At 44.4% G+C, this 21,576-nt stretch carries 15 protein-coding genes; 3 read left to right on the top strand and 12 right to left on the bottom strand.

What is annotated here, in order from left to right:
- Positions 1-172 precede the first annotated feature (172 nt).
- From ACTXGF_RS24825 to trxB, 3 genes are read right to left on the bottom strand one after another with little or no spacing between them, the layout of a single operon-like run.
- Positions 173-607: a MerR family transcriptional regulator gene (locus ACTXGF_RS24825; protein WP_057758493.1), complete on the bottom strand. Its 435-nt coding sequence runs from the start codon at positions 605-607 to the stop codon at positions 173-175.
- Between the two features lie 31 nt (positions 608-638).
- Positions 639-1,445 (bottom strand): leucyl/phenylalanyl-tRNA--protein transferase, encoded by an 807-nt coding sequence (gene aat / locus ACTXGF_RS24820; protein ID WP_443535370.1) that lies wholly within the window; start codon positions 1,443-1,445, stop codon positions 639-641.
- Complete coding sequence (gene trxB, locus ACTXGF_RS24815) at positions 1,446-2,468, bottom strand: thioredoxin-disulfide reductase (RefSeq protein ID WP_057758497.1); 1,023 nt, start codon at positions 2,466-2,468, stop codon at positions 1,446-1,448.
- 547 nt (positions 2,469-3,015) lie between these two features.
- Here trxB and ACTXGF_RS24810 point away from each other — a divergent pair.
- Complete coding sequence (locus ACTXGF_RS24810; RefSeq protein WP_443535372.1) at positions 3,016-6,387, top strand: DNA translocase FtsK 4TM domain-containing protein; 3,372 nt, start codon at positions 3,016-3,018, stop codon at positions 6,385-6,387.
- 324 nt (positions 6,388-6,711) lie between these two features.
- On the top strand, positions 6,712-8,205 hold the full coding sequence (locus ACTXGF_RS24805) for an amidase (protein WP_443535373.1): 1,494 nt from the start codon (positions 6,712-6,714) through the stop codon (positions 8,203-8,205).
- 31 nt (positions 8,206-8,236) lie between these two features.
- Here ACTXGF_RS24805 and ACTXGF_RS24800 read toward each other — a convergent pair whose 3' ends face one another.
- The 8 genes from ACTXGF_RS24800 to dapC all read right to left on the bottom strand — a co-directional run bounded on the left by ACTXGF_RS24800 (position 8,237) and on the right by dapC (position 17,548).
- Positions 8,237-9,127 carry a DODA-type extradiol aromatic ring-opening family dioxygenase gene (locus ACTXGF_RS24800; protein ID WP_443535375.1) on the bottom strand — a complete coding sequence of 297 codons (891 nt, stop codon included), beginning with the start codon at positions 9,125-9,127 and terminating at the stop codon, positions 8,237-8,239.
- Positions 9,128-9,248: 121 nt separating this feature from the next.
- Positions 9,249-9,737 carry a 23S rRNA (pseudouridine(1915)-N(3))-methyltransferase RlmH gene (rlmH, locus tag ACTXGF_RS24795; RefSeq protein ID WP_443535377.1) on the bottom strand — a complete coding sequence of 163 codons (489 nt, stop codon included), beginning with the start codon at positions 9,735-9,737 and terminating at the stop codon, positions 9,249-9,251.
- Positions 9,738-9,822: 85 nt separating this feature from the next.
- Positions 9,823-10,359: a DUF421 domain-containing protein gene (locus ACTXGF_RS24790; protein WP_201607407.1), complete on the bottom strand. Its 537-nt coding sequence runs from the start codon at positions 10,357-10,359 to the stop codon at positions 9,823-9,825.
- A gap of 185 nt (positions 10,360-10,544) precedes the next feature.
- Positions 10,545-11,030: an ABZJ_00895 family protein gene (locus ACTXGF_RS24785; RefSeq protein ID WP_443535379.1), complete on the bottom strand. Its 486-nt coding sequence runs from the start codon at positions 11,028-11,030 to the stop codon at positions 10,545-10,547.
- A 69-nt stretch (positions 11,031-11,099) separates the two neighbouring features.
- Positions 11,100-13,178 (bottom strand): D-alanyl-D-alanine carboxypeptidase/D-alanyl-D-alanine-endopeptidase, encoded by a 2,079-nt coding sequence (locus ACTXGF_RS24780; RefSeq protein ID WP_443535381.1) that lies wholly within the window; start codon positions 13,176-13,178, stop codon positions 11,100-11,102.
- 313 nt (positions 13,179-13,491) lie between these two features.
- On the bottom strand, positions 13,492-14,097 hold the full coding sequence (locus tag ACTXGF_RS24775) for a 3'-5' exonuclease (RefSeq protein ID WP_443535383.1): 606 nt from the start codon (positions 14,095-14,097) through the stop codon (positions 13,492-13,494).
- 82 nt (positions 14,098-14,179) lie between these two features.
- Complete coding sequence (locus tag ACTXGF_RS24770; protein WP_443535385.1) at positions 14,180-16,165, bottom strand: DUF294 nucleotidyltransferase-like domain-containing protein; 1,986 nt, start codon at positions 16,163-16,165, stop codon at positions 14,180-14,182.
- Between the two features lie 153 nt (positions 16,166-16,318).
- Positions 16,319-17,548, bottom strand: a complete 1,230-nt coding sequence (gene dapC, locus ACTXGF_RS24765; RefSeq protein WP_443535387.1) for a succinyldiaminopimelate transaminase — start codon at positions 17,546-17,548, stop codon at positions 16,319-16,321.
- Positions 17,549-17,809: 261 nt separating this feature from the next.
- Between dapC and ACTXGF_RS24760 the strand changes: the two genes are divergently transcribed.
- Complete coding sequence (locus tag ACTXGF_RS24760) at positions 17,810-18,481, top strand: hypothetical protein (protein ID WP_427612422.1); 672 nt, start codon at positions 17,810-17,812, stop codon at positions 18,479-18,481.
- Positions 18,482-18,562: 81 nt separating this feature from the next.
- Here ACTXGF_RS24760 and glnD read toward each other — a convergent pair whose 3' ends face one another.
- Positions 18,563-21,319, bottom strand: coding sequence for a [protein-PII] uridylyltransferase (glnD, locus tag ACTXGF_RS24755; RefSeq protein ID WP_443535389.1), 2,757 nt, complete (start codon positions 21,317-21,319; stop codon positions 18,563-18,565).
- Between the last annotated feature and the right edge of the window lie 257 nt (positions 21,320-21,576).

Genomic DNA, 21,576 nt, shown 5'->3' with positions numbered 1-21,576 from the left:
GTTGGTCAATATCTCGATATTATCTGCACTATTTTCCTCGTTTGACGGCAATTTTTCTCATTTTTATCACTATTTTTAAAATGAGGACACGCCCTAATAAAAAATAAGAGGCGATGATAAAAGTAGCTATAGCGGCTACGATATAAAAACAGAATTAACTAAGATTTAAGCTTCATTGCAAAGGAATTTTCTTTTTACAGACTTCCACATCAAGCTGATAATCGCTATCTGCTTTCATTCGACCTAAAATATCCAAGCGTTCGCTGAGCAGCTCAACCATTATGCTGATATTGGCTTGTTGTTTTTTGACTTGTTCTAGCTTTTGCTGAGTGAGTAAAAGCTGTGAATCAATATCCAAATGACCATCATAATAATCATTTAGACTGTTTTTGATTTCGGTAAGCGTAAAGCCAATAGCTTGCGCGCTTTTGATCAGCTCTATGCGTTCGATACATTCTGGATGAAATTCGGTATATAAACGTGAGCCTGCCTGACGCTTGCGAGATTTTAGTAGGCCTAATTGCTCGTAATGGCGAACCGTATCTTTGGTCGTATTGGCCTTTGCTGCTAGCTCTCCAATCAATAGAAACGATGTATCAAGTGCCATAATAACCTCTTATTTTTTTTCGCTATGATAATCATAACTCTAGTTGCCACGGCGATTCGCTATCCAGTAACGATACGGCTAACGGTTTATGAGAGTGCTTTTGCCATGGCACAGACTGGCTGCCTATTAAGTTGTCTAACTGAGCTAGGAAATCAGCACGCGGTAAAGTAGTCGCACCTAAGCTCATCAAATGATCGTTCGGTAGCTGACAGTCGACGAGTGCGACATCACTTTGCTCACATAAGCGCATCAGACCCCAAAACGCTAGCTTTGACGCATTAGACGCTCGATGAAACATTGATTCACCAAAATAGATGCCGTTTATCTTTAACCCGTATAATCCGCCAATCAGTTGACCTGCTTCGTCCCAAACTTCAATGCTATGAGCAAAGCCTTGTGCATGCAGTTTGGTATAGGCTTCGATCATCTCATCGTGAATCCAAGTGTGCTCACCTTCGGGATGATTGTCATTAAGGCCATCGCTACGCGGTAAGCTACAGGCATGTATGACATCGTCAAAAGCTTGATTAAGCGTCACTTGCCAACGTTCGCGATTTGCTTGCTTACGTAGAGACTTGCTCGGTTGATAGGCAGAGGGGACAATCACGCAACGCGGCTCGGGACACCACCAAGCAATAGGCTCATCTTCGTTAAACCAAGGAAATAGCCCCTGAGCGTAGGCTGATATCAGCGTTTCAGGTGCTAGGTCACCGCCCATCGCAACGATACCAATACCATCAGGATCGATAGAAATGGGATCAGGAAAGTCATAACGCCCAAGACTTTTTAAAGTCTCAGGCGTAATGTGTTTATCGTGCTGTTGAGTAAAGTTGCCCATTTAGGCTTCTTTATCTGCAGTTAGGGTTGAATCGTAAGTGTGATCACGAGCGACCGTTTCGCCCAGTGCATCCAAGTACTTTTCAGCATCCAACGCAGCCATACAGCCAGTGCCAGCAGAAGTGATAGCTTGACGGTAAACGTGATCAGCTACGTCACCTGCGGCAAACACACCTTCGATACTGGTCTGAGTGGCATTACCATTCAAGCCACTATTAACGATTAGATAGCCATCTTTCATGTCCAACTGACCTTTGAACAAGTCAGTATTTGGCTTATGACCAATAGCGACAAACATACCCATTGTATCTAGTTGTTTGGTGCTACCATCAATCATTGATTCGATGACGACGCCATTGACGCCCATGTCATCACCGACCACTTCTTTTACTTGATGGTTCCATTCGATTTTGACATTACCATTCTTGGCTTTTTCAAATAGCTTGTCTTGCAAGATTTTTTCAGAGCGTAGGCTGTCACGGCGATGCACTAAGGTCACTTCAGACGCAATATTAGATAAGTACAAAGCTTCTTCAACCGCTGTATTACCACCACCAATTACCGCAACTTTTTGGTTTTTATAAAAGAAACCATCACAAGTGGCGCAGGCTGATACACCAAGCCCTCTAAATTTGGTCTCTGATTCTAGTCCCAAGTACTGTGCAGAGGCACCAGTTGAGATAATGAGCGCGTCACAAGTATAGCTACCGTTGTTACCTGTCAATTGAAAAGGACGCTCGTTTAGGTTTACTTCGTTGATGTGATCGTAGACCAATTCAGTACCGAAACGTTCTGCATGCGCTTTCATCCGTTCCATCAATGCAGGACCTGTCAAATCATGCGCATCGCCTGGCCAGTTGTCGACTTCGGTAGTGGTGGTTAATTGTCCACCGACTTCCATCCCAGTAACCATAACTGGCTTAAGGTTAGCGCGTGCTGCATAGACTGCGGCAGAGTAGCCAGCAGGACCTGAGCCTAAAATAATGAGCTTTTCGTGACGTGGAGCAGTAGTGTCAGTTGCCATGAGTTGTTCCTTGCTAAATATACGAATTAAAAATGTAAGTTATAAATATAATAAAAGATGAATATCAAAAATGACTACAAATATGCTTCTTCTAATTGCTGTGTGATAATAACATAAGGGCACAGCGCACAAAGTGCAAGTTTGCTAAAACAAACACAGGTATCATTAGAATCAAAGAATAAATAACTTTGGAACATAAGTGCGAAAACAGAGACTATTTTATAGAATTTAAGCAATACAGTTAGCTGTATTTTGCCACTCGTGTTTCGCTAACCAGCTGTTTTCTTACGCAAAGTGTCTACTGATTTACTTTCTTACACGCTTTCTTGAGAAGACTGTCGCCACTGCACCTATGTATTTGTTATTATAAGAAGTTATGCCAAGTGTAGTAGGAGCCAAGCGATAACGGTTGTTTCAAGGCTCTATGATCGGCACATGCCAAACAAACACTTCGCTCGGTACATTTATGTCAACACTTTATGTCAGCATGATTAGGCTTAGTCATGCATTGGCGACCATTTAGTATTAATAACAAGGCAGATCTTACGTGATATCAGCACCGCTTATTGAGTATTTAAAAAAGGGAATGTTTACCCTCCTTGGGTTAATACTGGCCGTTTATCTGTTTGTCATCTTGATGACTTACACAGGCAACGATCCTAGCTGGTCGCACATCAGTAGTGATATGACCACGATTAATAACATGGGCGGCGAGGCAGGCGCATGGTTATCCGATTTGCTTTACAGCTTTTTTGGGTTTGGGGCTTGGTGGTTTTTGGCATTTGTGGTTTACGAATCTATCCTAATTTGGTGGGAAAACAAGCCAACGTTTTGGCTCATGCGATTGGTCGCTTATGTGTTTTTGCTATTAAGTGCTAGCGCATTATTTGCACAATTGGTCTCTTTAGTTCAACAAGTCACGAACCCTGACGCAATCGGCCTCGAAGGTGTCGCTGGTGGTATCATCGGGCTAGAGTTACAGGCGCGTTTGGCACAGCTGCTATCGCAGTGGGGGAGTGTGGTTTTCTTAGCAGTATTCGTTGTGATTACCGCTACGTTTGCCTTTAATATCCATTGGATGACGATATATCAAAAGGTTCGTGCGCTGTCATGGCTTGGTTCAGGTGTAAAAAGTCAGGATGCTATCAACGCTACTGAAACGAGCATTGCATCACAAGATGATAGCCAAAACTTAGATGAGTCGGTAGATAAAAAAGTAGAGCATGAGCAGCTGCCACTTGAGTTGCAGTCTACGGAAAATACTAGCGGTACTCAAGACGTCAGTAGTAGTGGACGTTTCGGTAGTGTCTTGTCAGACTTTTTGGCCACATCAGGATTGGCAGATAGTGTCAAAGCCTCTGTCATCGCAGCGAAAGCAGCGGCAACACCTAGTAATGTCAAAAATGAGCAGGCAAGTACCGATATAGGCTCGATTAATAACTCTACTGACAATACGGTCAACAATACAGTACAGCCATTAGTTTCAAACTTGACTGCACCTGTTACTCGCAAAGTTGAGCCAAGCTTTGCATGGAATGACGCCAATACGGTCGACGACTTACTTGCAAGTGAGCAAATGGCTTACAGTGCTAGTGGCATGGACAGCTCGGCTATGCCTGTACCTAACTATTCCCAAACGTGTACTAGTACCACAGCATCGTTAGAGAAAGCAGTACCTGCTACTGTGACTACTACCATGACGGAAGCGGTTGCTCAATTAGATATACATGATAAAGAATCACTAGCTCAGCCATCAGTTGATGAGTCAGTGCACAGTGATTTGGCCAGTCAGCCAGTCATTGAACCTGCTGAACCTAAAATCTCTACGACACATGAGACTGCAGAAGTAAATAAATTAGCAGAAGCATGGTTGGCAGAGCATGCTGATATATCAGAACCTACAGAATCTATTGTAGAAACGTCTGAAGATTCTAAGCCTGTTCAGGAAACTGTAGCAGCTGAGCCAATCGTACAAGAGAAGACACCAGAACCCGTCGTAGAAGAGCCTATTATCTTTGCACAGGATTCAGCCAATCAGCCGTTTGATACGCCTGTAGATTTGCCCCATACTGAAAAGACAGCAGTAGTCTCTGAGCCTGAAGTTGCTCCGGTAACAGTAAAGACTGAGCCTGCATTGTCAGATGTGCCAGACGTTTCAGACATGACACCAACCAATACGCCTCCTGCCAATCCAAAAGCAGCGCCAACGGTGGAAGTAACTAGTCCAGTCTCCAATGTACAGCCTGAGCCGAAAGCGCCCGTGCAACCATCTGTTAGTTTTGCTGTCCCAGAGGGTGATAGCAGCAACCATATCACTGATATGATGCCAGAGGACGACAGTGATGACGACACCAATGTACTGGTCATGCCGCATATTAGTGATGACGCAGCCTTCAGTCAAAAGTCGCGCTCGATGCAAACGGCAGCTTATCGCAGCAGCCTGACGCCTATTCCAGAAGTGTCTATATTGGATAAGCCAGATCCTGACCGCAAGCCTAGCTATACTGTGGCTGAGCTTGAAAAACTGTCTGAGTTGTTAGAAATTAAACTACAAGAATTTAACGTAAAAGCCTCTGTGGTTAATGCTATTCCAGGGCCTGTCGTCACCCGTTTCGAAGTAGAGTTGGCTGCTGGTGTGAAGGCTAGTAAAGTCACAGGTATTTCGCGTGATTTAGCGCGTTCACTATCGATGGCTTCTTTGCGTGTGGTCGAAGTGATTCCGGGTAAACCGTACATCGGTATCGAAGTGCCGAACAAGAAACGTGAAATGGTACGTTTGATTGAACTGCTCAATACCGAAACGTTCAAAGACCCTAAAGCGCAGATTAGCATGGCGATGGGTAAAGACATCGGTGGTAACCCAATCATTACCGACCTTGCGCGTGCGCCGCATATGCTGGTCGCTGGTACTACAGGCTCTGGTAAATCAGTATTGGTTAACTCGATGCTACTATCGATGCTACTCAAATATACACCCAATGAGCTGCGCCTTATCTTGATTGATCCAAAGCAGTTAGAGCTTGCTAACTATAATGATATTCCACACTTGTTAACGCCAGTAGTCACCGATATGACGGAAGCGGCCAGTAGCTTGTCATGGTGTGTGGCCGAGATGGAACGTCGCTATCAGCTAATGAGCTTGCTAAAGGTTCGTAAGCTCAATGAGTTCAACAAGAAGGTCATTGCGGCGGAGAAATCAGGCAATCCTATGCTCGACCCTCTATGGCGTCCAAATGACAGCGTAAGTATTAGCCAAGCACCCAAGCTAAAAACACTACCCATGATTGTCATTGTTGCGGATGAGTTTGCCGATATGATTATGCAAGTTGGTAAACAAGCCGAAGAGCTCATCACACGTTTGGCACAAAAATCGCGTGCTGCCGGTATTCATTTAATGCTAGCGACTCAGCGTCCGTCAGTCGATGTCATTACAGGTCTGATTAAAGCCAATATTCCTGTACGTGCGGCACTAAGAGTCAACTCAAAAGTCGATTCACGTACGATTCTAGATAGTGGCGGTGCAGAGGATATGCTGGGTAACGGCGATATGTTGTTCTTAGGGCCAGGGCAGATTGAGCCAGATCGTGTACATGGTGCCTATGTCAGCGATGAAGAAGTTAACCGTGTCTGTGATGCGTGGCGTGAGCGCGGCGCCCCTGATTATATTGATAATATGGCAGGCAATTTTGAATTGTCTAGCCCAGGCGGTAGTAGTACAGCCAATGCCTCTGGTGAAGATGATGATTTATATAATGATGCCGTGGCTTTTATTATGGAAACACGTAAAGTTTCTGCCTCAAGCATTCAGCGTAAATTCAGCATCGGCTACAACCGTGCCGCGCGTATTGTCGATTCTATGGAGGAAGCTGGATTGGTCAGCTCGATGGGCAAAAGTGGCAAGCGTGAACTATTGATGTAGGATTAATTTTTAAGTTGATAACAGAAAAGCGAGTCATGAGAATGGCTCGTTTTTTTATGGAAGAAACTTAATAATGCTTTTATAAATTGCAGGTTTGGAAGTAAGCTCTTATTGTTCAATATGCTCTAGGGCGCGAAGAGTAGATTCGTATACTAGCTTATTAACTAGCGAAATCGACCAGATGACTAACGAGTCCGTTTATGAAATATTAGGCACGGTTTTTTATACTAAACTGACAGTAGTTTATGAAAAAATAGTCATCAGTTTTAGAAAATATGAGTGCGACATAGTCTTAATAAAATTACTCTCCAAGGAAGGTTGGTTATGTTTAAAGAATATACTCAGTATGATGGTCTCGCCTTAGCGGCATTGGTTAATTCAGGTGAGGTCAGCGCAAAGGAATTGCTAGATGCTGCTGTCCATCAAGCCAATCAAATCAACCCTAAGCTAAACGCTATTGTGCATCGTTTTGATGAGCGTGCATACAATGCTGCGCAGACGGGTTTGCCTTCAGGTGTATTTACTGGCGTGCCGTATTTACTAAAAGATTTGTCATTTAGCTTCGCTGACGAGCCGATTACAATGGGTAGCCGCAGTGTCAATATCATTTCAGAAAAAGACAGCGAAATCGTCAAACGGATGAAAGCGACAGGGGTCAACACCTTTGGCAAGACTAACACGCCTGAGTTTGGTTTGATTATCACTACTGAGCCAAAAGCGCATGGTGCTACTCACAATCCTTTTAAAAAAGGCTACAGTTCTGGCGGCTCGTCAGGGGGCAGTGCAGCAGCAGTTGCGAGCGGTATTGTACCAATGGCAGGCGGCGGTGATGGTGGCGGCTCGATACGTTTTCCATCTGCTTGGTGCGGTACGTTTGGGTTAAAGCCAAGCCGTGGACGTAATCCAATGGGCCCTAATCTTGGTGAAGGCTGGGAGGGGGCAGTAGCTGACCATGTGATTACGCGTTCAGTGCGCGATAGTGCGGCGATGCTAGATGCCACTAGTGGAGCAGAGATTGGCGCCCCTTACGTTATTGCTCCGCCAGATGGTACTTTTTTGCAAGCGGCAATGCGTGCACCGCGAAAGCTAAAAATCGCTTTGCATCAGCAGCCTTTGATAGCCAATACGACAGTGGACAAAGAGGTGCTGGCGGTACTTGAGCAAACGGCTAAGCAATTAGAGTCTATGGGTCATGAAGTAGTGCCAGCCGAGCCAAACATCAATATCGAGCAGTTCTGGCATGACTTTATCGTTGTGGTCTGCGCGCATACGGCTTTTACGATTGATAATATCGAGCGTGAGTTTGGGGCTAACCACATCAAAAACCTAGAGCCACAAACCTACAATATGGCACTGCTCGGGCGCTCATTGTCAGCGGTTGATTTAGCACACGCCAAACATGGCTGGCATCATAGCCAGTATCAGACAGGTCTATTACTAGAAGACTACGATATGATTTTGTGCCCGACTGTGCCCACGCCTGCGGTAAAGCATGGTGTGCTACCGCCAAGTCGTATGGATGAGATGATGATGCGTAGCGCCGAGGTGCTTAACAAAGGCTTTAATATGGGTAAATATGCCTTTAGCTCAGGCATGATAGAAAAGCTCAGTGCCCCTGTATTAGGTAAAATGGGCTTTACACTATTGGGTAATGTTACAGGGTCACCCGCGATGTCAGTACCCGTTGGCATGAGCAAAAAAGGCCTACCGATTGGTATGCAATTCATCGGGCGTATGAATGATGAAGCAACATTATTCAGTGTGGCGGGCGAGATGGAGCGCGCAGGTTTATTTACCAAACACGCTTTTGAGAAGTAGGATTGAATTCTATGGTCTGGATTGTTAGCACTCAATCAAAGCGATAAATGTCCATACCTAAACTATGATGAGCCATACTTTGATGAACGACAGAGACGCGCGGACCAGTACCTAATGCAAAAAACAGCGGTAGCAAGTGCTCATCACTTGGATGAATGTCCTTGTAGTCTGGATATTGCTGCCAATCGAGCGCTGTGGGAATGTCTATTTTGAGCTGCTGCAACAACCACTGTTTAAACGCTTTGGCTGCTTGATCGATGCTGTCAGCTTCCCAGCGCAATGCTTGCAAATTATGCGTAATGTTACCTGAGCCAATGACGAGGATTTGCTCATCACGCAGATGTGCCAACTGTGCACCTAACTGATAGCAGGCGATACTGTCATAATGCTGCGGCAGTGATATCTGTACGATAGGCACATCGGCTTCTGGGTACAGATGTCTGAGCGGCGCCCACACGCCATGATCACAGGCACGTACTGGATTGACACTACAAGTAATGCCACGTGCGGTCAGCTGCTGTGCAAGTGTCTCAGCCAGTGCTGGCTGACCTATAGCAGGATACTGAATGTCGTAAAGTTCAGGCGAAAACCCTGAAAAGTCATGCCATGTCTTTGGCTGTGGATTACTGCTAATCTCTAGCTTTGCTGACTGCCAATGCGCTGACATGATGACGATAGCACGTGGCTTAGGTAAGTTTTGACCGATACGAGCCAGTGCACTGGTCGTCGCAGACTGCTCAATTGCGAGCGTAGGCGCGCCATGCGATATAAAGAGCGCTGGTAGCTTAGATATGTTTGTCGCTACATCAGACGTATTTGCCCATGCGGCAGCCGCTGTAATAGGCGTCTGCACACTATGATAGTCATCACGTTGATGAGAGGGCTTGGAGGCGTTGGGTGTCGCACGTTTTGGATATTTCATGTTGCATTTATTAGGGCGTGCGCCAGTTTTTCAATCTATTTTAGGGTTGATGTTTTAAATCAAACAAATAGCTTAAGGCGTGTTCCCATTTTTAAAATGAGGACATACCCTAGTATTTTATTTAATTACCACGGTGATAAGGGTGGTTATTATTGATACTCATCGCGCGATACAATTGCTCCATAAGTACGACGCGTACTAGCGGATGCGGCAATGTCAGTGCTGATAGTGATAATTTTGCATCGGCCTTTGCCAATACTTCTGGCGAGACGCCGTCTGCACCGCCGATGACCAAGACAATATCATCGCCTTGCTGCATGCCATCTGCGAGCTTATCAGCCAGTCCTTCGGTCGAAATCATCTTGCCTTTGACATCTAGCACCCATAATTGCTCGCGGCTTGATGCATTATGAGCGGCTAATATGGCCTGACCTTCTTGCTCACGGTACTGTGCCAAATTAGCATCTGAAGGATTTTTTGCCCGCTTGGCTGCCGCAATCTCGACAATTTCTGTGCTGAGCATCGGTTGAATGCGTTTGTAATATTCGTCAAAACCTGTCTGTACCCAGCTAGGCATTTTATTGCCAACGGTCAAAATCCTTACTTTCATAATGCTTACCATCTCGATAATTAAATTCAAGCTTACTAGGCCGTGTTCTTAATAGTTGTATCGTTCGTTCTTCATTGTCTACAATTTACATCAGAGGGTTAATCGTCTCTGATACGTTGCTACTTGCGCTTTGATCGTCCGCTTGGCTTGGCTTTGGAATGACAGTCAATTTTGCATCAGACTCAAAAACAATAGCTTCGACATCATCAAAACTATTAATCCCTTCAGAACGCATGGCACATTCGATTTCTTGACGCGTCAAGCGCTCATCACGCATGGCATCTGGCAAAAACTGCCCTTGATAAAAAACGATACGCGGCTCTGATAAAATAAAGTTACTAAATTGCGGTGAAACAGACGCATATTTGGTCACCACAAATTGCAATAGGTACAATACTAAAATAGACGAAACCCCTTCAACAAAGGGAATGTCTTTGAGCAAAATCGTACTGGCACCCAACGAGCCGATCATGACCGTCACGATCCAATCGAAGTTGTTTAGCTGCGACGTTGAGCGTTTGCCAGAGATTTTGGTAACTGTCACGATCAACACGTAAACCATAACAGTCGTCAAAACAATACGACCAAGCTTGTCTATGTTGTCAAAAAAGATCATGTCCATAATGTTCGCTCCTATTATAAAAGTAAAACAAGTCATCGCTAAAATTTTACTTACTAGGGCGCGTCTTACTTTGTCTCATTTTTAGTACTATTGTTAAAATAATGACGCGCCCTAAACTCAGCCTAACGGATTTTACGCATTAGCAGGGGAAAACTTTGTAGCACCTTGTAGATGATGGTTTGTACTTACGTTGATTTGCGTATAGGGTCTAATAATCGATTGATAGACCATAGACTGATTCGCGCACTGACTAGAGTGAGGACCAGCATCAGTATTAGTGATGAAAGCAAGGGCAGTGGACGCTGCATCGCCATCTCAAACAGTACCTCACGGCTTATCGTATCAAACAGCCAAAACCAGATGGCTGAAAAATAAATAACAGTCAGCATCCAGACAATCACAACCCCACCTAACATCAACTTATTAATCTCATCTCGCGCTAATGCTCGCTTCTGATGTTTGATAAATTTACTGACAGCGATGTAAGCACCCACGATAATAGAAACAACCATAACCAATTGTGGATTGAGCGTAAGTTTGGTCTGTATCATCATAAATATGGTACTGGCGAGCGTGTATCCAATCGCAAAAAAACCGACATATCGTGCCAGTTTGGGCTGCACTTGTACAAGCGTCTGAGGTTTGTTGAGACTGGTTGTCTGGCGTGACATAAGCTAACCTTTATAAAGGTAAAAAATAGAGTATTGATAATAAGTTGACTTAAAGCGTTAATTAAAATATCAACGCTGTGCCGTCCAGTCGAGCATGGCATCTAATACAGGTCGCGCTGCATAAGGATTTAATGCTTGATCGGTATTGATTATGCCGACGACAACATAATCCTGTCCTGACAGTCCTTTGACATAACCTGCCATTGAAGTGACGTTATTTAACGTGCCAGTTTTTATCCATGCGCGGCCAGTGGCTAAAGATTCAGGCAAGCGATCGCTATGGGCGGCAATAGTGCCACTAACCCCAGCAACCCCTAACGAATCGACATAGGCATCAAAATTTGGTCGACTATAAGCATAAGTCAGTAGCTCGCTTAGGTTGGCGGCGGTGATTGTACACTCACGGCAAAGTCCTGAGCCATTGGTCAAATGAGGCGGTGGTGTACTGAGATTGGTTTGCCACCATTGATCGATGGTTTGTAAGGCTGCTGGATAGTCTGTCGTAGCAGGTTTACCAAACTGATATAAGCTATCAGCCTTTTTACCACTAGATTTATCGGTCGCTACTTTATTATCCATCTCATTACTAGCTTTGACTTCATTACTAGCTTTGACTTCATTACTAGCTTTGGCTTCATGACTACTTGGACTAGTCACAGTTGTACTAGAAGGTATTGAATGAGTCAGCCTTTCTTTATCGTAAGCGCCTATAGATAACGCCACTTGCTCAGCCATGACATTGTTTGAGAAGTGGTTAATGTCATGAATCTGCTCGGTTAAATTTAACGACGGATAGCTGACCATAGGTAGGGGAGACATCGCGATAGCCGTAAGTCCGTGCGCTCGTTTTCTCGTCTTGCTCATATCGTAAGGAGTTTCTTGCGAGACTACCTGACCATTCAACGTATTCCCTAACGCTTGCCATTTAGCAGCGATGACGTGTGTGGCAAACTCTTTGGCATTTGGATATGCCACGTAAAAAACATGCTCACCGCAGCTCTCTGGCAGACTGGCATTTAACACAAGCTGCGTGTTTTGCCACTGCGGCGCTAGACTATAGCTTGCCTGCCCACAACTGGCTGCACGGGTATTGATTGTAGCAGGCAGCTGATAATTGGCTAACCGCGGCTTATAGGTCACGCTTGCTTGGCCGTTATCTTGAGGGTAAGTTTTGATGCCAATGGTGCTAAAGTTAACCAAAAACCCATCAGGGCTGGCGTTATAGGGACGTAGAGGTGAGTTATCAAAGGCAGCAGGATCTTTACTAACATTATTAAAAACCGTGCTGTCGATGATGATGTCACCATCAATGTGACGAATACCGGATGCTTGCACTTTATACAGTAACTGCTTCAAGCGCTCGTGGGTCATTTTTGGGTCGCCACTACCTTGAATAATCAAGTCACCATGTAGACGGTTGCCGATGACAATACCTGTGTGATAAACCCGTGTATGCCATACAAAATCTGCCCCTAAAGTGTCTAATGCGATAAAGCTAGGCACGAGTTTCATGGTACTGGCAGGCGTACGAGGGATGTCAGACTGGTGATCTAGCAAAGGCGAAAATGAAATTTTTATAGAGTTTTTATTGTTGCTCGCGGTATCTTGGGCTTTGGCGTTCTGATCAAGCGTATGCTGAGGTTCGTCAGGGATAACTGTTGGAATGCTCTCTACGCTCTGATAAGTATAAGGGTCATCGGTATAAGCATGTATTTTTTGCTCGTGCTTCTCAATGGTGCGCTGCTCTATGGTAACTAAGGCGCTCTGGTGGTTCGGGTCGCTGCTAATTGTATCCGTAGAGGCGTTTGTAACTGGATGCTCAGACACTATAGTAGATGCAGATTGGCTGTCAGATTCATCACTATCGATGACTTGAATAGGAGTGGGCAGACGGCTAGCAGTCTTGTCACCCACAGGGGTAATCACGATGCTGATATCCGCTTCTGTCAAGTCGGCACGCGCCAAGGCTTTTTGAATGGCTGCTGGCAACACGGCTTGTGCATGTATTGGCGCTACTATAAATGCTGCCAATAACGCTAACCTAGATAGACGTTTATTAGGTTGGTTCAGCGGTCGCAAATGACGACAAAGCGTGGTGATTTTGGTTGCAGCAGTAGAGTAATGACGGCGTTTAGAAGGGTATCGCATGAGCATCTTTCATCAGGTGGCAAAAACAGCCTATGGTAACATGAGTTGCTGTTTTCGCACACGATGTCAGCAGTACAATTTTAGGGTGTGTCATCAATCTGGACAGTAAACTGTAAATGGGCTAAAAATGTCTAAATCTTTGCCAAACTGTGTCAAGTAGCTGGCTAATATCTCGATATTATCTGTACTACCTTCCTTATTGGGCTGCCATTTATCTCATTTTTATCACCATTTTCAAAATGAGGACACGGCCTTGCGATAACGACGCCCTTATTGAGATAACTATATATTGAATTGCGAGCATGCTTTACTGCTAACGCACATGTAAAAAAGCCATCGCGGTCATAACAGCATCATTATAAGCATCGTGCGCGCCCAGTTCAGGAATGTTGTAATGGGCTAGGATACGATTCAGATGTTGGGCTTGGTTAGAGAGCCCTTGTGTATGTCCGCTGATACGCCGACTGTACAGATGACGCAAATCTATGACTTCGTTTGGTAGCGAGGTTCCCATATAGCGTTTGACCAAAGGATTTAAAAAAGCCATGTCTAGCTGTGTGCAGAATCCAACAATTGGTCGATTACCTATGAATGTTAGTAGTAGGGCCAACATATCATCGTAACTCATGCCATGTTCAACATCGGCGGTACGCAAGCCATGAATAACAATAGTGTCGCGATCTGGCATCACAGGAGGTCTGCAAACCAAATGCATGCCATTACCCGTGTCGATAGTATTACCATTAATATGTATCGCTGCTACAGACAGCAGGTGATGCTTCTTGGGGTTCAGTCCTGTCATCTCGCAGTCAATCGCAACCCACTGCTCAGCCGAAGGTGTCGTAAACATTGAGACCAGCTCTGGACGCTGTAATTGCGTCTTTTGCCAAGCGCAAGATAACTGCTGTAACCAGCTCATATTGGTTGCTCATCCATCTATGTTATTTTTGTATTTATAAACTTTCTCTATTCATGAAGCTTCTGTATTAAGACGGCCACATTTATACGATTTCTAACTGATAGTGTTGACGCAATTGGTTCTTAAAACTTTTGACCACAGCCAGACACTCTTTTAGTAGGTCACGTTCAAGTGCGGTCAAAGTCGTAGGATCTACTTGCCGTGCATGCTTATCGTCAGTTGAGAGTGCCACAGATAAGCGCTGCGCCATAAAAAACTCTAAGGCTTCTAGTAAAGTATCGGCGCGCTCTTGGGTCAAAGCATTAATCTGTACCAGAGCCTTTAAACGCGCCTTGGTACTAGGCACATCGAGCACATTGTTTTCTAATGCTAAAGTGCGGATACCATGAACTAAGGGAAAGATACCAGCTTTTTTTAGGTCAATATCAGGTGATGCTGATTTACCACCCAGTAAAGGTACAAACTTTTGCCACCATTGATTAACATCGCCAAACTGTAGCGCTGCCCGTGCAAACTGCCTGACAAACATAGGATCTGCTTGTTGATGAGCAAGTTCTAAGTGCTGACGTACTTGTGTGAGCAGTGACTCATCGCCGCAGACATATTCACCATCTAGTATCGCAGACAAGTAAATACCATGCATCGGGTCGGAGTTCCTAAACCATAGGCCAATTTGCGCAGTGAATGGCTTGAGCGGTTGTCGCCACATAGGATTGGTCATCATGATATTGCCATCACACAGTGGGTAGCCAAGCGTTGCTAAATGGCTATTAAAAGTATCAGCAAACTGTGCTAAATCAGGGTGTGTATAGCCATCACGAATGATGAGCGCGTTGTCCTGATCGGTACGCATGATTTGCTCACCGCGCCCTTCTGAACCCATAACGATAAGGCAGGTATTGGCCATCACTTCATCAGGTACGATTAGCTGCCATAATTTGGTAAACACTTGCGCATTTAGCGTCTGTACCATACGACTGATATTGCCGATTTTGACACCATTGTGATGCTGTGCTCGAATATAGCGACCGATCAGCTCAACAGCGGTATCTAGGCTCGATAAGTCCTGTGCCTGTTCGATTTGAATACTAATCAGCTGCGAATGATGGCCAATATGAGCGAGCATATCGCTTTGACCAAGTACACCGACGACATCGCCACTCTTATCAATGACTGGCAGTCTATGAATACGATAGCGAGTCATGGTCAGCAGCGCATCGCCAATCTCATCAATGGCCTTGATCGTGCGCAGATTAAAATTAGCATAGCGCTGGCAAGGAGTAGTAGCTGGATCTTGTCTGTCACTTACAGCGCGACAAATATCAGTATCGGTCAAAATCCCTAAGAGTAATCTTGTCTCATGTTGCGCTGTTTGTGAGCTATCCAAACCATTTAAACTATTTACGTCATTCAAACCCTCTAAGCTATGTAGCGGTCGGACCAGCACATGTTTTAATCCAGCTTTGGTCATAATGCGGGCTGCTTCGTACAAGCTATCATCGGCATCGACGATATAGACTGGTAATAGATGAACATCTATCACTGGCTGCAACATGATTTGCTGTACTTCTTGTTGGTTGGTATAGCTGGCAGGATCTAGCGTTTTATTATGACGTCGTTGGCGCAATGCTTTTAATCGCTCAGGCAGCTTGTCTGATAGCATTTGGCGTACCAAATGATTTTGCGCACTGATTTTATCGATAGCGGTGCCAGCGACTTGGAGCAGTAACGTCTCTTCATTAGCTCGGAATTGATAGGGCTGTATAGGAGTGCTTTCAGGCTCTAGCTGATTATCCTTGGCAAGTGATTCAGGCAGGCGGCGACTATCAAACCAATCATTATTGTTCAGACCGTCAGCGTGATTGCTCCCTACATAGGACGCGACAAACTCACCATCTAATGATTGCTCGATTTGCCCTTTTATGACGACATACAGACATTGCAGTTCCTCTGCAGGCAAGCTTTCGTTTTTGGCAAGGTAGCGTATCTGGGTATTTTTTCTAATACTTTGACGCTCAGCTAAGCTCAGTACATCAAAGGGCGGTTGGCTAAAATCAAGATGGGGCATGGCATCATCCTTGATGGCATATTTTCGGTAGAGACTTTACTATAGCATTAATAAAACAAAAAGCCTTCAATAACCCTATTTATATTGTGGTTATTGAAGGCTTTTTGCTACTGCGTTATTTATCCCAGCTACATTAAACTTTTCTAATTAGCTCTAAGCGTTTAGTAGGCTGCGGATACGACTGATTGCTTCTCGGCTCTCATCGACACTTGCGACCAAAGCGATACGCACATAACCTTGTCCAGGATTATGACCATCAACTTCACGTGACAAATAACGTCCTGCCAATGCATGGATATTGGCTTGCTCATACAACGCTTTGACAAATATTTCATCATCACCATCGAACTGTTCAGGCACTTTGACCCAGAAGTAAAATCCAGCATCAGGCATGCGTAACTCTAGCAACTCCCCAAGCTCAGACATCCATAGGGCAAATTTCTCTTGGTATAGCGCTCGATTATGAGCGACGTGTTTTTCGTCTTGCCACGCAGCGATAGAGGCCAGCTGATGAGGTATCGGCATCGCACAACCTTGGTAAGTACGATATTGCAAATAAGCCTGCAAAATTTTGGCATCACCAGCCACAAACCCAGAGCGCAAACCCGGTAAGTTTGAACGTTTAGATAGAGAGTGGAACACGATACAGTTTTTGAAGTCACGGCGACCAAGGGCCGCACAAGCTTGGAGCAATCCAATCGGTGCTGTATCAAAATACAGCTCACTATAACACTCGTCACTGGCAATAATAAAACCGTACTGATCTGACAGACGAATAAGGTATTCCCAGTCATCCATTGTCATGACGGCGCCTGTTGGATTGTTTGGACTACAGACAAACAATAGCTGCGTACGCAGCCAGACGTCTTTTGGCACCGCGCGAAAGTCACCTTTGTAGTCATTATCTGCTGTACAAGGGACAAAGTAAGGCGTTGCCTGTGCCAGTATCGCTGCGCCTTCATATATCTGATAAAACGGGTTGGGCATGACAACCGTAGGCGATGTATTAGACGCTAGAGAATCGCTCTCTGTGTCAGCTACATCATGATCAACGACCGCTTGTACAAAGCTAAAAATCGCTTCACGCGTACCCATCACGGGTAATACTTGAGTATTAGCATCGACATGATTTAGAAAAAACCGCTTTTCTAACCAGTGGGCGATGGTTTGGCGCAGCTCAAACATACCGTTTGTTGTTGGATAACGACTTATTTTGTCCAAGTTTTCGCGTAGAACGTCCAGCACAAATGCAGGGGGCTCATGTTTTGGCTCACCAATACCGAGCTTTATTTCACTGTAACCGTTGGCAGGCTTGCTATCGGCAAGCAAGGTTGCCATCTTTGCGAATGGATAAGGATGTAGATGCTTTAAGTTGTGATTCATAAGTGTGATAACTATAATAGACAATTAATAATAAAGTTATAAAGAAAATTTACATTAGAGCAGTGTAGCACTTCTCTAATTTTTTGTCCTTTTCTTCTTATATCGTGGATAGGCATTTACCAAGCGTAAGCTATTCATCATATGACTACCAAATAAGTAGTCGCTCAAAAGTCTTTTGAACCTTTCATAATTTATAACCTATAACAATATAAAAAATGACTACATCACAAACGTGGTAGATCGTTTTAAGGATAGTTTGATATGTCTAGTGTGCTAAATAATGATGATCTCATCGCTAAAGATATCAATAATGAAAAACTTGATAACAGTTTGCAGCGTTCTAACCTGTATAAGCTACTCAAAGAACGTGAACAGAGTTGGTGGCAAGCGCGCCAGCAACTGATCGAGCGTCAAGAAAAGAAAATGTTTTGGTATGGTGAAAACAGCCTCATTATGTGGCTGTTGTGGCAATTGGTCGGCTACGTGGTAGTGGCAATGGCCTTGATGCTGCTCAATAATATATTTGGTATCTCATTACCGCTATGGCAATACGTCTCTTTGTTTGTAATACAGACCATATTTTTTGTCAGCGCCCTTGCTGCTAAAGGTCAATTGGCAAATAAACTACAGCGTAAGATAGACAACGACGAGCTGATGCGCGAAGAGGCGCTCAATGAAATGATTATTTTGGCAGAGGATAGCCTGTATCCTGATGTACATGCCAAGTCGCCTATTTCTTTAGAAGCATTAGACGATTATCTAGACGGACAGTTCCACCTAGCAAGCTTGCAATGTCTGCTACAAAAAGAAGTCGATGCTGGACGATTAATCATGGAGCAGCAGCCACATGAAGTAGGTGTTTTGCCGCCAGAGCTTGCTGATGATGAACTGAACGAACATGCTAGCGAGATAACCTATAGAAGTACACTATAAAACGTACTTCTATAATGACTATCAGACTACTTTTGCTAGTTAATATTCAAAATAATGGCTAACCAAAACTATCTAGCCGTATCAAAAATATATTACGCTATTATGCTCTTTCTGAACGGTAAGGCTGGCTAATAGCGCTGCCTTTAATGCTTCAAGTCTATCAGGTGAGAGTGGCTTATCGTTTTGATCACTGATATAAAACATATCCTCAGCACGCTCACCTAGAGTAGTAATACGCGCAGCATGTACTTCGATTTGCTCTTGCAGAAACACTTGCCCAACTCGCGCCAGTAGCCCTGGCTGATCAAGCGTTTCTAAGCTCATGATGTGCTGATCTGATGCTTCATTGAATTCAAAGTTAATCACCGTTTTTACTTCAAAGTGTCTCAATTGACGTGGCATACGCTTGTTCGTCAGTTTAAGCACGGTAGGATCTTTGAACGAGTCAATTAAGCGTTGTTTCAGCTCTTGTTGACTGTCTTCATCAACCAACAATGTGCCACTAGGATCTAGCAATACATAAGAATCCAAAGCAAAGTCACGGGTCGCTGTGATAATACGTGCATCTAAAACGTCGAGATTCATCTGATCAAATACTGCCATAGTAACGGCAAATAGGTTCATCTGATCTTGGGTGTAAACAAATACCTGTACCGCATCAAGCGCCAATTCGCGATGTTCACGCAAAACGACCAGTGGCGGACTGTCAGCATTAGAAGCCAATCCAATCGGTGGGTGATTCAAAATAGCTTCAGTATGCCATAAGATATCTTCTGCAATCTCTCGCAAGAAATACTCATCGCCCAAGTCATCCCATAGACGTAATACTTCATCGCGGTTCATATGCTGGTTATTGACATTATCTAGCATCGTCAACGCTTGCTTGCGTGTAGCACTAATCATATCTTGACGATTGGTAGGCGCATCGATGTCAGCGCGCAAGATGCGCCGAGTTTGTGAATACAGCTGTTTCATGAGGGTCGCCCGCCAGCTGTTCCATAGCTGTGGGTTGGTCGCATTCATATCAGCCACCGTCAGTACATACAGATGGTTTAGATGAGTTACATTACCAATGAGATCAGAGAAAATAGTCACCACTTCAGGGTCTGAGATATCTTTTTTCTGTGCAGTAATCGACATAAGAAGGTGGTAGCGCGTGAGCCAGCCTACTAAGTTCGCATCCGCCAAGCTCATACCATGCGATAAACAAAACTCAATCGATTCAGTTTGACCAAGTTCACTATGATCGCCGCCACGGCCTTTAGCAATATCATGGAACATCGCTGCCAATACTAAAATCTCTTTACGCTCGATACGCTGAAAGATAGAGCTAACCAGTGGAAACTCTTCATGGAAGGTCGGATCTGTAAATCGATGCAAGATTCTAATTAAAAATAAAGTATGCGCATCTACCGTATAACGATGGAACAAGTCATATTGCATGAGGCCAGTAACTTGCGCAAACGCAGGAATATAGTTACCCAATACCCCGTAGCGATTCATGGTACGTAGACGATGAAATAGGTAGTTTTGTTCTTTTAGATTCGATAAAAACAATGCTTTGTGCGTAGGATTGTCTCTATATATCTGATCGATACCTCGTGCGGCAATTTTGAGTGCGCGCAAAGTATGGGTGCGAACTTTATCGATGCCGTGCTGACCCATCAATAAAAACATCTCTAAAATAGACTCAGGGTGCTGTGCAAAAACTCGATGATGCGCAATGGCAATCTGGTTACCAATACGGTTGAACCGTGCATTTATAGGCTGTTTTTTTGGACGTTCATCGTCAGGCAGCTGTGGCTCTATTATCGTTTCATAATAGTGATTGGTCAGCATCTCAGACAGCGTTGATATCTGCATCGCACAGCGATAGTAGTCGCGCATAAACCGTTCGACCGCAGCATTAGGCTGGTCATCAGGCTGGGTCTCGTAGCCCATTAGCTGAGCAATCTCACGCTGATAATCAAACAACAGCTTGTTTTCATTACGGCCCGTCAGTACATGCAAGTAATGTCGAATCTGCCATAAATACCCTTCAGCAAAGCTCAACTCATCAAATTCTTTTTCAGTCAAAAAGTTCTGTTGTACTAAATCATATAGCTTGCTCACGCGAAAATAGCGCTTGGTGACCCAGCCGATGATATGGATATCACGTAGCCCGCCTGGTGCTGTTTTGATATTGGGTTCAAGGTTGTACTCGGTGGCATTGTGTTGCAAGTAACGCGCTTTGGATTCTTCCATTTTTACATCAAAAAATGCGCGTGGAGACCACTGTTTGTTGACGATTTGAGCGGGCATGTCTTGCAATGCTTCGTTACCAATTAGGAGTCGAGCCTCTAGCTGAGCACTGGCAATCGTATGATCAAGCGCGGCCTCTAGCGCGTCATTAACACTACGTACAGAGAGCGCGGGCTCTAGTCCTATATCCCATAGTAGAGCAACCAGTTTGTCGATTTTACTACTGGCATCAGCACCTATTTCACCAGGAGACAGGAGCAAAATATCGATGTCTGAGTAGAGCGATAGCTCACCGCGCCCGTAGCCACCAGTCGCAAAAAACGCCAAATCAGTCTTATCTAACTCAAACCATTTGAACAACGCAATCAATAGGCTATCGATAGCGCAAGCACGTGCTGCAACCAGTTGGCGAATGTTAGTACCACGTTCTAATGAGCGGCTGATATCGTCATTGATTTGGGCCAACCATTCAGGAATGCCAAGCAGATTCTTGTCTGTCACATTTTTGGCTGACAGTGGGGATGAGTCTGTCGCCACCTCACTTGGTAGTATCGGTAAAGGCGTCAAATCAACAGAGGCGATATCACAATTAAACATGAGTGTTATCCAGTTAAGAGTTTAGAAATAGAACGTTTGAGCTGAGCGCTATTGGGCATCTAATGTACTGATGGCTAATAAAAGTCACGAATAGCAATTATCAATAAAAGTGCTGATAAGTATATCAATAGAAGTTATCAGGTCATCTGAGTATAAAGACAAAGCGCCTATAAGCACAATACTCAATATGGACTAGGGCGTGTTTGATATTCACAAATAGGCACTGCTGATTGCTAAAACTGTTTTAGACAACGCGT

It is taken from the genome of Psychrobacter sp. 1Y6, assembly GCF_052258385.2.
GTDB lineage: Bacteria > Pseudomonadota > Gammaproteobacteria > Pseudomonadales > Moraxellaceae > Psychrobacter.
Note: the sequence above shows the minus strand (reverse complement) of the source record. Positions and strands in the feature narration are given on the sequence as shown.

Bases quoted from the DNA above. Each gene is read 5' to 3' on its own strand.
- ACTXGF_RS24790 (WP_201607407.1), bottom strand. From the start codon at position 10,359: ATGGACATGATCTTTTTTGACAACATAGACAAGCTTGGTCGTATTGTT.
- rlmH (WP_443535377.1), bottom strand. From the start codon at position 9,737: ATGAAAGTAAGGATTTTGACCGTTGGCAATAAAATGCCTAGCTGGGTA.
- ACTXGF_RS24760 (WP_427612422.1), top strand. From the start codon at position 17,810: ATGTCTAGTGTGCTAAATAATGATGATCTCATCGCTAAAGATATCAAT.
- ACTXGF_RS24805 (WP_443535373.1), top strand. From the start codon at position 6,712: ATGTTTAAAGAATATACTCAGTATGATGGTCTCGCCTTAGCGGCATTG.
- ACTXGF_RS24775 (WP_443535383.1), bottom strand. From the start codon at position 14,097: ATGAGCTGGTTACAGCAGTTATCTTGCGCTTGGCAAAAGACGCAATTA.
- ACTXGF_RS24785 (WP_443535379.1), bottom strand. From the start codon at position 11,030: ATGTCACGCCAGACAACCAGTCTCAACAAACCTCAGACGCTTGTACAA.
- dapC (WP_443535387.1), bottom strand. From the start codon at position 17,548: ATGAATCACAACTTAAAGCATCTACATCCTTATCCATTCGCAAAGATG.
- ACTXGF_RS24825 (WP_057758493.1), bottom strand. From the start codon at position 607: ATGGCACTTGATACATCGTTTCTATTGATTGGAGAGCTAGCAGCAAAG.
- ACTXGF_RS24780 (WP_443535381.1), bottom strand. From the start codon at position 13,178: ATGCGATACCCTTCTAAACGCCGTCATTACTCTACTGCTGCAACCAAA.
- aat (WP_443535370.1), bottom strand. From the start codon at position 1,445: ATGGGCAACTTTACTCAACAGCACGATAAACACATTACGCCTGAGACT.
- ACTXGF_RS24770 (WP_443535385.1), bottom strand. From the start codon at position 16,165: ATGCCCCATCTTGATTTTAGCCAACCGCCCTTTGATGTACTGAGCTTA.
- trxB (WP_057758497.1), bottom strand. From the start codon at position 2,468: ATGGCAACTGACACTACTGCTCCACGTCACGAAAAGCTCATTATTTTA.
- glnD (WP_443535389.1), bottom strand. From the start codon at position 21,319: ATGTTTAATTGTGATATCGCCTCTGTTGATTTGACGCCTTTACCGATA.
- ACTXGF_RS24800 (WP_443535375.1), bottom strand. From the start codon at position 9,127: ATGAAATATCCAAAACGTGCGACACCCAACGCCTCCAAGCCCTCTCAT.